The 14,940-nt window shown below is 36.8% G+C and carries 16 protein-coding genes; 3 read left to right on the forward strand and 13 right to left on the reverse strand.

The genetic code is table 11. The features are described from left to right. From MKL38_RS17600 to MKL38_RS17620, 5 genes are all read right to left on the reverse strand, one after another. On the reverse strand, nt 1-809 hold an 809-nt coding region (locus MKL38_RS17600; protein WP_270903586.1), incomplete at its 3' end, for a biotin/lipoyl-binding protein. Continuing rightward, complete coding sequence (locus MKL38_RS17605) at nt 806-2,944, reverse strand: type I secretion system permease/ATPase (RefSeq protein ID WP_270903585.1); 2,139 nt, start codon at nt 2,942-2,944, stop codon at nt 806-808. The genes MKL38_RS17605 and MKL38_RS17600, both read right to left, overlap by 4 nt. Next, on the reverse strand, nt 2,941-4,473 hold the full coding sequence (locus MKL38_RS17610) for a TolC family outer membrane protein (protein ID WP_270903934.1): 1,533 nt from the start codon (nt 4,471-4,473) through the stop codon (nt 2,941-2,943). Before MKL38_RS17610 ends, MKL38_RS17605 begins: the two co-directional genes overlap by 4 nt. A 756-nt stretch (nt 4,474-5,229) precedes the next feature. Continuing rightward, the gene (gene acuI, locus MKL38_RS17615; RefSeq protein WP_270903935.1) at nt 5,230-6,207 is read right to left on the reverse strand and encodes an acrylyl-CoA reductase (NADPH); all 978 of its coding nucleotides are present in this window, start codon (nt 6,205-6,207) and stop codon (nt 5,230-5,232) included. A gap of 81 nt (nt 6,208-6,288) precedes the next feature. Continuing rightward, entirely contained in the window at nt 6,289-6,933 is a 645-nt protein-coding gene (locus tag MKL38_RS17620; RefSeq protein WP_270903936.1) for a TetR/AcrR family transcriptional regulator, read from the reverse strand. 429 nt (nt 6,934-7,362) lie between these two features. Between MKL38_RS17620 and dddY the strand changes: the two genes are divergently transcribed. Further along, nucleotides 7,363-8,571: a dimethylsulfonioproprionate lyase DddY gene (dddY, locus tag MKL38_RS17625; RefSeq protein ID WP_270903937.1), complete on the forward strand. Its 1,209-nt coding sequence runs from the start codon at nt 7,363-7,365 to the stop codon at nt 8,569-8,571. A gap of 197 nt (nt 8,572-8,768) precedes the next feature. Here dddY and MKL38_RS17630 read toward each other — a convergent pair whose 3' ends face one another. After that, entirely contained in the window at nt 8,769-9,662 is an 894-nt protein-coding gene (locus tag MKL38_RS17630) for a PhzF family isomerase (protein WP_270903938.1), read from the reverse strand. A gap of 225 nt (nt 9,663-9,887) precedes the next feature. On the opposite strand from MKL38_RS17630, the gene MKL38_RS17635 reads away from it, so the two are divergent. Further along, nucleotides 9,888-10,751 carry a LysR family transcriptional regulator gene (locus tag MKL38_RS17635; protein ID WP_270903939.1) on the forward strand — a complete coding sequence of 288 codons (864 nt, stop codon included), beginning with the start codon at nt 9,888-9,890 and terminating at the stop codon, nt 10,749-10,751. Nucleotides 10,752-10,757: 6 nt separating this feature from the next. Here MKL38_RS17635 and MKL38_RS17640 read toward each other — a convergent pair whose 3' ends face one another. The 3 genes from MKL38_RS17640 to MKL38_RS17650 all read right to left on the reverse strand — a co-directional run bounded on the left by MKL38_RS17640 (nt 10,758) and on the right by MKL38_RS17650 (nt 12,298). After that, entirely contained in the window at nt 10,758-11,333 is a 576-nt protein-coding gene (locus MKL38_RS17640; protein WP_270903940.1) for a hypothetical protein, read from the reverse strand. Nucleotides 11,334-11,343: 10 nt separating this feature from the next. Beyond that, nucleotides 11,344-11,628, reverse strand: coding sequence for a hypothetical protein (locus MKL38_RS17645; RefSeq protein ID WP_270903941.1), 285 nt, complete (start codon nt 11,626-11,628; stop codon nt 11,344-11,346). Between the two features lie 70 nt (nt 11,629-11,698). Further along, nucleotides 11,699-12,298 carry a TetR/AcrR family transcriptional regulator gene (locus tag MKL38_RS17650; protein ID WP_270903942.1) on the reverse strand — a complete coding sequence of 200 codons (600 nt, stop codon included), beginning with the start codon at nt 12,296-12,298 and terminating at the stop codon, nt 11,699-11,701. Nucleotides 12,299-12,419: 121 nt separating this feature from the next. Here MKL38_RS17650 and MKL38_RS17655 point away from each other — a divergent pair, with 121 nt between their 5' ends. Then, a complete protein-coding gene (locus tag MKL38_RS17655) occupies nt 12,420-12,749 on the forward strand; it encodes a darcynin family protein (protein WP_016803340.1) in 330 nt (109 codons plus the stop codon). Between the two features lie 692 nt (nt 12,750-13,441). On the opposite strand, the gene MKL38_RS17660 is transcribed toward MKL38_RS17655, so the two are convergent. The 4 genes from MKL38_RS17660 to MKL38_RS17675 all read right to left on the reverse strand — a co-directional run bounded on the left by MKL38_RS17660 (nt 13,442) and on the right by MKL38_RS17675 (nt 14,895). Then, entirely contained in the window at nt 13,442-13,849 is a 408-nt protein-coding gene (locus tag MKL38_RS17660; protein WP_270903943.1) for a hypothetical protein, read from the reverse strand. 15 nt (nt 13,850-13,864) lie between these two features. Then, nucleotides 13,865-14,104, reverse strand: coding sequence for a hypothetical protein (locus MKL38_RS17665; RefSeq protein WP_270903944.1), 240 nt, complete (start codon nt 14,102-14,104; stop codon nt 13,865-13,867). 182 nt (nt 14,105-14,286) lie between these two features. Further along, nucleotides 14,287-14,463: a hypothetical protein gene (locus MKL38_RS17670; RefSeq protein WP_270903945.1), complete on the reverse strand. Its 177-nt coding sequence runs from the start codon at nt 14,461-14,463 to the stop codon at nt 14,287-14,289. Between the two features lie 123 nt (nt 14,464-14,586). Further along, nucleotides 14,587-14,895, reverse strand: a complete 309-nt coding sequence (locus tag MKL38_RS17675) for a hypothetical protein (protein ID WP_270903946.1) — start codon at nt 14,893-14,895, stop codon at nt 14,587-14,589. Nucleotides 14,896-14,940 lie beyond the last annotated feature (45 nt).

Raw genomic sequence — 14,940 nt, forward strand, 5'->3', positions numbered from 1 at the left:
CCGTTTTGCGGAATAACACCGCCATGGGTAGTGACTGCAATTTCTTTTATGACACCACGTACTGGTGCTTTAAACACTGCACGATCTAAACTGTCACTACGACCCAGTACGACTTGTTGCTGCGTTTCAATATCAGTATTGGCTTTCGATAACTCTTCACGAGCCTGCACAAAATACTGGTTCTGCACATCATTCATTTTATTTTGCAAATCATTTGCTTCACGACGTAAACGTAAAACTTCAACCTCACTTGCCGCACCTTTAGCAACTAAAGGCTCCGTCATTGCCAGTTCTTGTTGTACCAGTTGCAAAGCCTGTCTAAAGCCTGCAAGTGTTTGTTCGAGATTAGCTCTGCGGGACGCATATAGCGCTGTTTCTTCATGTACAAGTTTTGGTTCTTTTAGCACAATTTCAGGAAAAGCTAATGGAGTACCATTCACCTCTGCACGTAAGCGTGCTGAAGTTGCCTGAGCGGAGATCAGTAAAGATCTTGATTCACCGACATTCGATGCCAAACGGGTTGGATCTAATTGCGCAAGAATTTCGCCTTTTTGAACAATGTCGCCTTCTTGTACATTTAGCTTGGTTAAAATACCACCTTCTAAGGACTGGATGACCTGTTCCTTAGACGATGGAACTACTTTACCCGTGCCGGTAGAGACTTCTTCAAGTTTAAATACCCATGCCCAGATAAAGAAAATAACTAAGCCAATCCCCACAATCCAGATCACTAAACTGGCACGTGGTAACGGTGGCTCACTATAAGAGACATTCATTGAACGGGTGAGTTCTTGTTTTGGTTCGCTCATGAATTATCCCCTTGCACTTGTTTTTGTTGGGCTGTTGATTGATTAAGGACCTGATCTCTTGGACCATCCATCACGATTTTGCCGTCGTTAACGACAATAATACGGTCCACCAGTTCTAAAACAGCGCGGCGGTGAGTCGCAACCACCAAGGTTCGATGGGCCAGCCAGCCTTTTAAATGATCAATCAGTTGTTTCTCTGCCACATCATCAATCGCTGCTGTCGGTTCATCCAGCAATAAAATGTTGGGTTGACGAATCAATAAACGAGCCAATAACAAGGCTTGTTTCTGACCACCCGAGAAACCAACCCCGCCCTCTAAAATCAGGTGATCGAGCCCTTCTTTTTTCTCTTGAACAAAAGGTAATGCACCCGTCACCACTAGAGCACGAAGAATATCTTCATCGGTTGCAAGCGGTGCGCCCAAAGTTAGGTTCTCACGAATCGTACCGTAGAAAAGATGTGCGTTCTGGTTAAGTAAACCCATATCACGACGTACATCAGATGGGTCAATTAAAGAAAGATCCAGACCATCTAAATGCACTGCGCCTTGAACAGGGACTTGCATGCCAGATAGAAGCTGAAGCAGTGTCGATTTACCAGCACCATTGCGCCCCAGAATTGCAATTTTTTCACCAGCACGAATTTTTAAATGGCGGATTGCTAAACTTGGTTTCGGGTCTTCTTCTCCATATTGGAACAAGACATTTTTTAATTCATAGTCGCCATTTAAAACTGCTTTATGTACCAGATGTGAACGCTCAGCCTGATCAATCGGGCGTTGCATGAGTTCATCCAGACTCTGTTTAGCCACTTTCGCCTGCTGTAAACGCCCCAATACACCCGTAATTTGCGCAATCGGCGCCAACATGCGTGAAGATAAAATTGAACAGGCAACTAAAGCACCCGTGGTCATTTCACCCTCCATCACTGCAAAACATCCTACCAAAACCACAATTGCATAGGTTAAGCCCTGAATCTTTTGGGTCCATGCCATTAAGGTACCGACAATTTTACGTTGTTTCATACCAATATCGGCTGAAACTTCATTCATGTGATTCCATTGGTTTTGGAAACGCGATTCGGCACGCAACAACTTGATATCTTCAATACCCTGCACCGCTTCAACCAGAATGGCATTCCGGATTGAAGATTCTCTCATGCCTTCTTGTGCCAATTGCGCTAACTTTTTCTGCACCAGAAGACCCGGCAAAATCATAAGCGGCACAACCAGCAACATCACCCAAAACAGCTTTCCGCCAATAATGGCAAAGATGGTCAGGAACAGGAAAAAGAATGGGAAATCGGCAATTGCACTAATGGTGGTAGAGGTCACCAGTTCACGAACACCTTCGAGCTCGCGAATCTGGGAAATAAAACTACCTGTAGACTTTGAACGATCTTTATTTTTGATTCTTAAGGCGTGACCAAATACACGGTCAGAAACAAGTAAATCTGCTCGTTTACCAATAATATCGGATAGATAAACTCGGGACACACGTAAGATAAACTCAAAAATAGCGGCAATCAGTACACCACCAGCCAGCACCCATAAGGTTGGAACAGACTGTGAAGGCACAACACGGTCATAGACTTGCATTGAGAAAACAATGGTTGCCAGTGCCAGCACATTGGCAATGAGTGAGGCAAACATAATATCAACGTAGCGCTTCCAGTCTCTTAGAACAATTGACCAGAACCAGCTTGCTTCATAGGGTTTGATATATTCATCAATACGCGCATCGGGAATAGAACTTTCAGGACGCAGGATATAGACATTCTTAATTGTATTTTTTAAGACATCTAAGCTTAAATTTTGAGAAAGTCCCTGATCCCCACTAAACTGGATACTGACATTACCTTGGGTATCGGCTTTATCAATAATGCCGACCTGTCCGTCATGAAACTCGACCATAACAGGTAGCCGCCACGGGTTCAGCAGCTCTAAAGAAAACGGTACTTTACGTAGGTTTAGCCCAACCTGACGTGTCATTAACTGTAAAACATCATCAAGGTTTTGATTCTGGTTCCAGTCAAGTTGTAAACGGATTCTTTCTTCTGAAGGCTCAATTCGATAATGTTTAGCAATCGTTAAGACCGCCTGTAACCAGGGCTGGTAATTTATTTTTGTCATCATGGTTGTACTTCGAACCCCTGAATTGAAATATTATTCAAGCCATAGGCTTGGCGGGAACGTCCTGTTGCCGAAATGTACTGAACAATACTGTTGTAGATGTCATAACGTGCGGTTTCGAGTTCTGAATTAGCACTATGAATGGCCTGCTCTGCATTCAATAAATCGACCAATGAACGTGTACCAAGTTTGTACTGCTCTTGATAAAGTTCACGTGTTCGAACCGTAGTGGCTTGGCGATTGGTCAGTACCTGCATTTGACGTTGTTTATTTTCAATTTGCTCACGGCTGGTTCTGATCTGATCAAGAACATCCAGATAGACTGAATTGACTTTAGATTTAGCTGCTTCTTCTGCATAACTCGCCATTTTGACCTGAGAAGAAACTGCCCCACCTTGATAAAACTGACTGGTTGCTTCAAGCATGACAGAACTGTACAGACCGTCATCTTTATCATTGTTTGGGTTTCTGCCGTTAATGGCCTGACTTAAAGAACCTTTTACCGCCAAAGTCGGATAACGACTCAGTCGGGTCTGTTCTTTTTGTGCTTTGGCAACTTCAACACCCGCTTGCGCCGCGATCATTTTTGGAATGGTATTAAACTCAGGCTCATTATAGAGGCCAGATTGCTTTACCAAATCATCAGGAATGACCCATGCCTTATTAAAAACATCTACTCCTACCAGAGTTCTTAGATGTTGCTGGTACTGACGTAATAAAGATTGCTGTGCAATGAGTGTCGACTGTGCAGACTCTAAATATGTTTGTGCCTGAACTGGATCAGCTTGGCTACTAATACCGGCATTTGCACGTAAATTGGCAATTTCCTGAATACGTTGAATCCCAGCAATTTGCTGCTCGGCAATTTTATTTAATTGAAGGTAACGCTGAATATTGACAATCGACTGTGCCACATCAAGTGCAATATCATCAATGCTAACCAGCACGTTGGCCTGCTCGACTTGTACTTTGGCACGCTCAACAGATACACCTGATTTTACTTTGCCAAAATCAAAAACCATTTGAGTCGCAGATAACGTGAGTAACTGTCTCCCCCGCTCACCACTACCCAAATCACCTGTCGTTATTCCACCTGAAAGCTGTGGATAATAACCAGCCTTTGCATAATCAATACCTGCGTTTTGGCCAGCTAAAGTTGAAATGGCTTGAGAAATATTAGGGTTTCGTTGAACTGCATATTGAATCGCATCAATTAAACTGACTTGATTGTTCCACATCGCAGTAGACGACGGTAAATAGTTCCCATCATTTCCTAGTCGTTGAAATTGGCTCTGATCAAACCCTAAATTGCTTAATTTTTGGAAATCGACAGATCGGTAGCTTTCATCTGGCGTGGGTTTAAAGAGTTGAGAAACTTTTTTTGTTAAGCTTTTTCCCGAGTTAACAGACGCGGTCTCTGCCTTTGTAATTGATATTGATACACTAGAAGCAATACAAAAATATAAAAAAAACTTCGTACCTGATCTGATTATAAGTTGGAAATCATTGTGGGAAAAAGGCAATTTACTCATTAGAAGATCTAATCTCTTGAAATATTGTAAAACAATCCAAAACTCAGTTAAAAATTATCAAAAATATTCAATTCCATACTTTAAATAAATAATTTTCAGAATAATTTTCTTTGCGAAAAAATAAAGTAAAAAATGATTAATTTTTAGCATCAGCAACTAAATATCTAATTTATCTATAGTTTAAATTATAAAATTGAGTTTTAAACATATATATTTAAAACCAATTAAACACCTACAAAAAATATAAAATTCAATTATTAGAATAAATAATTTCCATAAAAAAAACCTACCTCTTGGGGAAGTGGTAGGCTATAAACTCTAAAAAATCATATTATTAAAAATATATTATTTATTTAAATTCATCAATAATGATTTATTTAAAATAAAATTAAAACACATGATTAAAAGCATATTAAATGCATAAAATATTTTCTATTTATATTAGAGTACAACATATATGCTTTAAAAAGGTTGCCAATAGTAGCCCTTTTACATTTACATCTTTATGTGAGATCCAAATAACCAAATACAGCCTTTTCAACTCGCTGCTTTAAAGAAAAGAACTTCTTTAAAACTCGCTTAACTAACTACCAAACTGGTGGTGCGTTAAGCTGGTAAGTTCAGACATCTGCCCGAAAAACAACAATTGAAATTTCCTTGAGTCAAAAGCCATCTCAGTAGATGGCTTTTGTTTTTATAAACTTAAATAATTTCACCCAAAGGCACACAAAGAGTCATTAATGCCCTTTTAAAAGCTTAGAGCTTTACAACAACTCTGCCTCTTATTTTTCCATCTAAAATTTCATTTGAAAAACTTAAAGCATCACTTAGCTGAATTTCAGTAGTTAAAGTTTCCAATTTTGTTTTATCTAATTCTGTAGCTAAACGATCCCAAGCTTCTTTTCTTAACTCGATTGGTGCCATAACACTATCAATTCCATATAAGGTAATCCCTCTCAGGATAAATGGAGCAACTGTTGCAGGAAAATCCATTCCGCCCGCCAGACCACAAGCAGCAACTGCACCACGATATTTTGTACTAGCACATGCATTGGCTAAAGTATGACTACCCACAGTATCAATCACACCTGCCCAAATTTCCTTGTTTAGCGGCTTTCCTTGTGAAGATAATTCAGCGCGATCAATAATTTCGTTTGTCCCTAAACCTGTTAAATATTCCGATTCTTGGGGTCTACCGGTTGATGCTGTAATCTCATAGCCAAGATGGCTCAAAATAATAATGGCAATACTACCCACTCCGCCATTTGCACCTGTCACTAAAATTTTTCCATCACTTGGCTTGATGCCATGCTTTTGCAAGGCCATAACACACAGCATAGCCGTATAACCTGCTGTACCAATAACCATCGTATCCTTAAAAGAAAAAGCCGAAGGTTTCTGTATGAGCCAATCACCTGAAACAGTCACTTGTTTAGCTAATCCGCCAGAATATTTTTCACCAACACCCCAGCCATTTAATAGAACTTCATCTCCTTGTTTCCATGCAGGATGTTTTGATTCAATTACAACACCTGAAAAATCTATACCCGGTGTTAATGGAAAACTACGTACTACTGGAGAGCGCCCAGTAATGGCTAAAGCATCTTTATAATTTAATGTTGAATATTTTACTTCAACTGTAACCTCTCCTTCTTGTAAAGGCTTTGGAGTAATCTCAGCAACCTTTGCCACATAACCAGCATCATCTTTAGTGATTACGATACCTTTATACATAAAGCTTCCTCTTCATTTAATTAGACTAACTGTCTAGAATTAATTAAAAAATAAATGCAGATGTCTGCATTTATTTTTTAATTAATTTTTTACGTAATTTAGTTGTTCTACAGCTAAAGAAAACAAGCGAAAAAATGCTTCTAACGGACTCGTAGATTTGGTTAAGCGTGCTCTAAGAACCGCACCTTCCCACCCAATCCAAAATTGGTAAGCCACTTCATTACAATCTACTAAACTGTATTGAAAATAAAATTCACGCAAACAATCAGAAACTATTGTCTGCCAAACCTGAAAAATACTTTCTATTCGAGCAATAATTTCAGGAGCCAAATAAGAAACTTCTTGCCCTAAGTTCCCCAGAATACAGCCCCTCTTAAAATCATATTTCTGTAGTTTTTCTCCAGCGTCTTTTACAAAGTTTTGTAGTTTTTCTAGAGGTGTAAGATCTGGTTGACTTAAAAACTTATTCAATCGTTTCACAAAATAAGTTTCATAAGCATCTAGGACTTCTAAAATAAATGCCTCTTTGTTTTCAAAATAATGATAGAACGAGCCTTTAGGAATTTGAATAGGCTTCATGAGATCATCTAAGCTCATGGCATTCATTCCACGTTCTGTAAGCAATTCAATACCACGACGTATTAATACGTCTTTCGTATCGGCATAATTAATGCCATGTTTAGTTGGCCGACCACGTGGTCTTTTGGGTAAATTCGAATAATTCATATCAATAAAATAGACCATCCATCTAGAAATAGCAATCTTGTTAGATTAAAATTGATTTCAACAACTTATATAATTTTTTCTGACAATGACTTTCGAAATTTTTAGATACTTTATGTATCTTCAACTTTCTTAAAAAAAGTATAATGTAGACTTATTTAAAATTAATTAGTTGTTTTAAATCAAGATGATAAAATATGAAAATCATTTTAAACTTAAGCTTTGTGTTCTTTGATAGAAGTTTAGATTTTCATGTTTAACTTCAATATTTAGGATAATTTTTAAGTATTCTCTAACTCTATACAGTGAGTTCCGATTGTAGGGACTTACCCAGCTTTTTATTCGTTACATCATTTTAAAGTGCAAAAAATTAGAAACTTTAAGTAGAAATATCAAGCTCTTCCACTTAGCGATAACAACAGAGATAAAATCATGTATAAACGAATTTTAGGGGTAGTTATTGGAACTACGCTCACGTGCTTTCAAGTACAAGCGGCCCACTTCAAATGCCAAGACGATGTGAAGCACATACCCGTTACCGCCGAGGAAAAAAAGCTGGTTGACCAGTTCTGGGCCGAGTCACTGGTCTATTTAGACCAATATCTAAAGGCACTTGAGACACCTACTGGTCAGTGCAAGGACTCAGCACAAGCAACGACCCAAACATATTCTTCCGAAACGGGAAAAGCACAAACACGTTGCATCATGAAGTACCGAGATGTAGAACTGGTCGCGAAACACCTCAGGGCTGTACTAGCCGAACCAGACAAAGCAAAGGCATGTTTCGACCCACAAAAGAACTATAAAGAATTCACACTCTATACCCCTAGCCTACAAGTGCAAAATTTGTCAGCAACCTCCAAATGGATTAACCGTCCATTACTGACTGATTACTACAAAAAAATGGGTGGCACAATTGGTGCAGCAGGCTTGGAGTTGAACGAAAATTTCTTAGCAATTACTTCACGCACCGACACTACTTCACACTGGACGAAGGATGTGAGCATCAAAGGACTACCAACACTTTGGTCTTCCGTAGGTTGGATCCCGCTATACGCAGAAAACTCAAATGCGGGAAGCGACCGTTTCCGTGGTGGATATCTTTATGCAGAGGTCATGGGTCCATGGGGTAACTTACGGATTAAGGAAATTGATGGTGAAAAAGTAGGTGCAGAAATTGGTATGACCGTACAATTATTCAATACATCCTACCCCTACCATTATCACCACCCTCAAGAGATCTATATGACACTGACCAAACCGCAGTGTATTGATCAAAATAAGTTTATGGTGATGCATTGGGACAGCGACCAGTTCAAACAGAAACGCAGTGATAAAGGTTGGAATGTACAAATTGACGGGTCAAAAGGTAAATGGAAAAAGTGGTTTTCCAATCAAGATCCAGACCAGAAATGGCTAACCTACTTTGAACGTAATTCCATCCATGCATTCCATGCGCTTGAGGGCTGTAATCAAACGATTCAAAATTCTGGTTTAGTCACAGTTTGGGCCCGTACAACAGGACAGGATAATGAGCAATCTACACGCTTATGCCAACCTATCTCTGGTGATCCAAAAGATATAAAGAAAATGAAACCCGAAGAAAAGGCAATTTGTGAATTACACGACTGGAAACCCTAAAAATCCTTTCAAGTTCTTCCTAAAATGAGTAGTTGAAGAAGGCTTTGTTACAGAAATATTTACAAGATAAACTTACTGCAAGCTCAACAAATGAATTTGCAGTAAATCTAAAAACTAAAATAGCGCCTGTTGTACCCTTCACAACAAAAAAGACAGCTATCGTGTTACTGCAAGGTTTTATCATTTATTTAACAGAATCAATCTTTTCCCGAGTACAAAACTGAGCCAACTAAAACCGCTTGTCCTGCAATGCTGACATGTAATATTGAATCTGTTTTCTCAACTGTCACTAGAACTCGCCCCGGTCTTTGTATTGCGAGGCCTTGATACCCCCAATAACTTACTTTCTGGTCACATTCGATTAAATCGTAGTGAACAAGGTATGCTCCTGCTGGACCATTTGCATTACCAGTTACAGGATCTTCATTAATACCGATTGCGGGTGCGAACATTCGACCATAAGTAATAGGTTCTTGCTTACTACCTTCCAAGACAAATGGAAAAAACCCATTGCAACCTATTTCAGCGCTAATAGCTTTCAATTTTTCATTGTTCGGAATTAATCCATCAAGCTTACTTCTGCTCAGCATTGGCACCATCACCTTGGAATGTCCCGTCGTGACAACTTGTATTGGCAAGTCAGCAAAATCACTTTCACTCACACCCAGTGCGCTTGCAAGTTCACTCCGTTGACTCACACTAAAAGGTGGTAAAAATTCTACGCGACCTTGGGTCATTTTCACCAATAACGCTTCTGGACTTCTAAATATTGAAACGGGTAAATGACCAGCCCCCGTTTTTGCGATTAATGGATAGTCTGATTGGTGGCCTGTAGTTGCACGTAAAAAATGAGTGGCGATCGTCGCATGTCCACAGATCGGGACTTCATTTGTTGGCGTAAAATATCGAACATGTATGTCATGGTTTTGATCTTTAGGTGATAAAACAAAGGCAGTTTCTGAATACCCTGCGAATGCAGCAATATCTTGCATCTCTTGAGTTGTAAGATGGTCAGCATCTAGAACAACTCCCGCTCGATTTCCTGTATTTGGTTTGGTGGTAAATGCATCAACCACATAAATGGTCGTCATGGCAGAACTCCTCTGTTGTTAATATTGTGATCTCAGAAATAGCTCCCGCCATAACCAGAAAATCTTATTTAATTGCAGCAAAACATGTCGTAGCTCTAAAAGGTTTATAGTCGTCTCATATCATTAGTTTTTGAGTCCCTGTAGTGGTTGTTTGAATTGTATAAATCTAAACATCAGGGATACTATAGTTTTTATTGCAAACGCATTTTCTAAATATGGAAAGGTATGAACTGGGACGATACTAAAATTTTGTTAGCTATTGGGCGAACTGGCGGGTTAAGCCGCAGTGCAAAATTGCTTGGTATTAGTGTTTCTACCGTACATCGCAGAGCTGTTGAACTAGAGAAAAGTCTCAATGCGATTCTTTTTTCTCGAGACAATGATGGCTATACACTCACCCACGTTGGAAAACATTTTTTTGCTTTGGCTGAAAAAGCAGAAGAGCATTTAATAGCGATGGAACGTTACAACGATCAAGGGCAACAATCATTGTTCCGCATTGCTTTACCTGAGTTAATCGGGCAACAGTTGCTTCAGTCAAAGCTAACAGCATTGCAACTGAAGCATCCAGATTTACAATTAGAAATCTCAACGAGTGTCGTTCCTGTTGATTTTTCCCGACGGGAAGCTGACATTATTCTTCGACTTGTTCGACCAGAAAGCGGGCGTTATATTATTCGACGCCTTGGCCAACTAGAGTATGGTCTTTATTGTAGTCAGGATTATCTCGCCAGTTTCACAAAGCATGCTGAAACGTCTGATGATTTACTGAATCATCGTATAATCGGTTGGGACCGAAGCCTTCAATATACGTTCTTAGCACAATGGATGCGTGAACTCACCCAAGATGCAGCACCTGCTTTATCTTTTGATAACATGCACTCGCAACTACGAGCAGTCATTGAAGGACAAGGAATTACAGCCCTGCCTTGTTTTGTTGCAAAGGCTTCTGGTTTAGTGCCCATACTACCTAAGCAAACTTTAAAACAAGATGTGTGGTTAATGCGTCATTTAGATACTAAGGATAGTGACTATTCAACGTTGATTAGTGAAACGATTGAAAAAGAACTTCAAGAATATCTGTTGTAATAAAACTTAGCTTTTATTCTGATATTTAAAACCTTTTAAAAGTAATATTGAAACAACTACTACTAACCAGATTAAAATTAAATACCTTATCAATAAGGTGGGGAACATAATCCAATTCCACCAAGAAGCAATTTTTTCTTCACTTGTTAAAAAATTAATTACACTCCCTTTTTCATCTTCAAAGCGAACACTACTAGCTACAATTTTGTTACCATCAAGAAATATTGAAGGATAAGGGAAAAAACTTCCTTCTAATTTAAGCAATTTTCTAGGTCTATATAATTCACAGAATGAACTATTCTCATTTTTAAAATATGCACAATTAATTAAAAATTTTTTATTTCTCCTTTTTATTATCAGTGATGTCATACGCCCATGTTTAATTTGAAATTCAGGTTCATAAACAACAAAACCCTCTTTTTTAGGAGTGAAAACTATACTTGGGTTAAGAGCACAAAGTAGTACGATCAGACAAAAACTTAAGGTAAGGACAAGAACAAAATTTTTATAAACATACGAATATAATGAAAAAAATGGATCAACCACCTCAGCAGAGATCCACATTTTAAGTTCATAAATCACATCTACCCCCCTATAAAACAACAATAAAGAACATCACAGATAAAAGAATCCCTATTAAAAGTGGCATAAAATTAGCTATATACTTATTTTCCTTAAAAACTTTGCTAAATATAAAAATGAGAAAACAAATTAAATATGACACGCTATAATTAAAAGAAGATAAATCATCAAAGTAATTTATTCCTTTACTTCGTTTAGCAAGTAGATAAAACATAAAAATAGAGTAACCTACTAAACCTAAAAAAAGCGAAGTAAATGCACTTACCTCTGCTTTACTCATAATTTCATCTTTCATAAATTCCCCAATAAAAAAATAATTATTTAATAAAATAAAAAATACTATTTTATAGCAAAATTAATAATTTTTAATATAGCTTTAAATAACCAAACACAGCCTTTTCAACTCGCTGCTGTAAATCATTTAAATCACTTTCCCCTGCTATGCCTGCCGCGTTAATCATTCCTTTACTTAAAGCAATCACATCTTGTGCGGCTGTCTGAGCATGTGAAACGCCAGAACGTATAAACAGATCAGAAATGATGGTCTCAAGTTCGTGTTGAAGTTCACTTTCCTCAATGTCTTTTCCAATGAGTTCAGAAGCAAATTCTAGTGTTCGTGCCAACTGTGGACGGCTCAATTGATGTTGTACAGCAGCGTGTATGATGAGTTTTAGTTTTTCTTTTAGGTCTGTGGCATCACTTTGCTGTATGGCTTCAACAATACAATTTGAAAGTTTAGTGCGCTCACGTCGAATTAACTCGACGATTAAAGCATCTTTAGAAGGAAAGTATTGATATAGGCTTCCAATACTTACGCCAGCGAGTTCAGCCACGGCATTTGTGTTAAATCCAGCAAAGCCTAAAGACTCCAAAATGCGAGCAGCCGCTTCTAAAATAGCTTCAAAGGTAGCTACTGAACGTGCTTGACGCGGGCGTTTACGTGGGTCTGAAAGGGTTTCTGACATGAGCCGAAATGCGAGTATTTAATATGAGTAATCACTCATATACTGACTGAGTCATGTTGATCTGACAAGCAAATGCTGTCTTTTCAGTTGAACTACAACTCGGCTCAGTCATGGAGTGGATATGTCTAGAACCTATACTTTTTTTATTCATTTAAGAGCATTGCCTGCTTGGTTGGCTTTAGCTCGTGAAAAGCGGGCTGAGTTTAGTACACAGAAACTTGAACCTATTTTTGAGAAGTACCCAACTGTAAAAGTTCGGTGGTATGACGTTGAAGCATTTAGCACTAAAGCCAGTGATATTGCGGTGTTTGAGACGACATCTCTGCAAGATTATTATTTTGTGATTGATGCAATTCGAGACTCTGAGTTTTGTACAGTGCCCTACTTTGAATTTGTAGAAATTATTCCAGCCATTGAAGATGGGTATGTGGAGTATGAAAGTTCTTTATAGAGGTTCGTAAATGATCTTTAAGTTGCACGACCAGTAGCTATTCTGGTCGTAATTGGCAAACTCTATCAATTTAAAGACTATAATAATTATGTAAAGTTTCAATCATTTCATTACTCAAATTTTTAATTACTATTAATGAAAGCTCTTCAGATTCATTAACACCAAAAATAATTTCATCAGAACCAATTAATTTTAGTGAAGTTCCCTTTTTTAAAAAACTTATAAATAAAACATTATCTAATAATTGAATAGTAAAATTTTCACTAAAATCATCGCGATACTCTATTATTTCACTTACCCAAAGTGAAGTATCAAAAATTGGAAATACAGATTCAACGTTTTCAATTTCATTAATTTTTTTAGTTACTAAATTAATATCTGAATTTTCAAAACAGACTAAAGTTATTGAGTTAAGCTCACCTGACTTTAATAAACCTATTTCAAGAAGTGAAGAAATATCATCCCCAGCTCTCCAATAAAGTTCAGAAGCAATATTTTCAGAAAAATTTACAGTTAATGGTACATATTTATCAACACTTATCTATATATTTTTTACATTCGATTTTTTATAAAATTTCAACATAATCCCCTTACAATTATTTCTACTATAAATTTAACGATTGATGTGAAGATAAGATTTTATTTAAGTATTAATTTAAAAATAAGGATATTATAAGAAACATCTAAAATTATTAAAAATGATTGATAAACCCATGTTCAACAAACCAAGTCGTAAGATTATTCTCTAATTTATCTAAATCAAAATCATCAAACTTGTACTTTCTAACAATCGGCGGCATTTCTTGCAATAATTTTTCACACAACGCTGTAACACGTTGTTCGTGCGTCATTACGACAAACTTATGATAATCCAGCATGATATCCATATATAAAACCTGTTCTTTTTTAGAATGTCTTATCCGTTGCTTAAATTCGAGATGGGGAGAACGACACATAAAAATTATGCTTAATCTTTTTAAGCTTGTGCCATAATCCTGTTTTTCGATAAATTTACAAAAGTTCGTAGAAGCCATTGACATTGAGGCAGTCCCAACACCTGTTTCGATATTTGAGTCTGCTGTTATAAAAAATCTAAACATTTCTATTTCACCATTTTATTGCCAAATTAAATGATTAAGTTGATCGATTATTTTCTCAAGCTCAAGTCCATAACTTGTAGGTTCAGAAGTATCATCAAATCCTTTATCACACAATTCAATCGCAACTAAATTCATTAACTCTTGATATTCTTTTTTTGTGCAATTCCCTTCAGACAGACATTTAACTAAGTGTAAATTATTAGATGAGCGTGACTGAAGAATTTCTCTAATCACAAGTAACATTTTATTATTCATTTTATTCATACCATCTTTAGGTTTAGGTCATAAATTTTTAAGAACTATCTTTACACTTTTAACTCCATTAGTTTTCTACAAAAAATCTCTAATAATTCAAGTTTATCCACACAATCATCTGGAGCAATCAAAGAATTTAATATCTCTTCATCATTCACTAGATTAATTAAATGAATGCCCAATCATCCTGAACTCCAAAATTCGATTCCCCCTAAAATTTTACTATCTTCGACCTCAACTCGCTCTAAATCACCGAATCCCAAAACTTCTCCCTCCTTAAAACTAGTAAAAGTTATTTTATAATTTTCTTTAATTATAGGAAGATATACTTTATTAAAATAATTCAATGAGATATCCATGATTACTCCCTTTTAAAAATCATAATAAAATTTCTACATTAAGTACTAACTTATACTTTGCCTATAAAATTAATCTTCTTAATTTAATCAAATGCTCCAAATAAAATTTGAAATAGATCTAAATTATTTATTTGAAAAGTTTTCAATTTTTATTCCAATCATAATTCCTATAAAGAAAGATATATAAAAATAATTCCATGAACTATCAGAAACAATTGGTAAAAAGATCAACCCTATTAGAAAAAATAAAAAAGTAAAAACACATGCAAAAAGCAATGAAATCAATTTAAAAAAATTATGAACAAAAAATATTTTATAAAATACTTCACTCATTTTATCTAAAGTTAGGACAAATACCTTTTTGTAGAAAAAACCAACTCCTATTCCTACTACTCCCCCTAAAACACTTACTAAAATTAAATTATCCAACATAATCATTAACTCTACATGTTCAATAAATGAATTTGCTTAGAGGTT

This window comes from Acinetobacter sp. AOR14_HL (assembly GCF_027855175.1).
GTDB lineage: Bacteria > Pseudomonadota > Gammaproteobacteria > Pseudomonadales > Moraxellaceae > Acinetobacter > Acinetobacter calcoaceticus.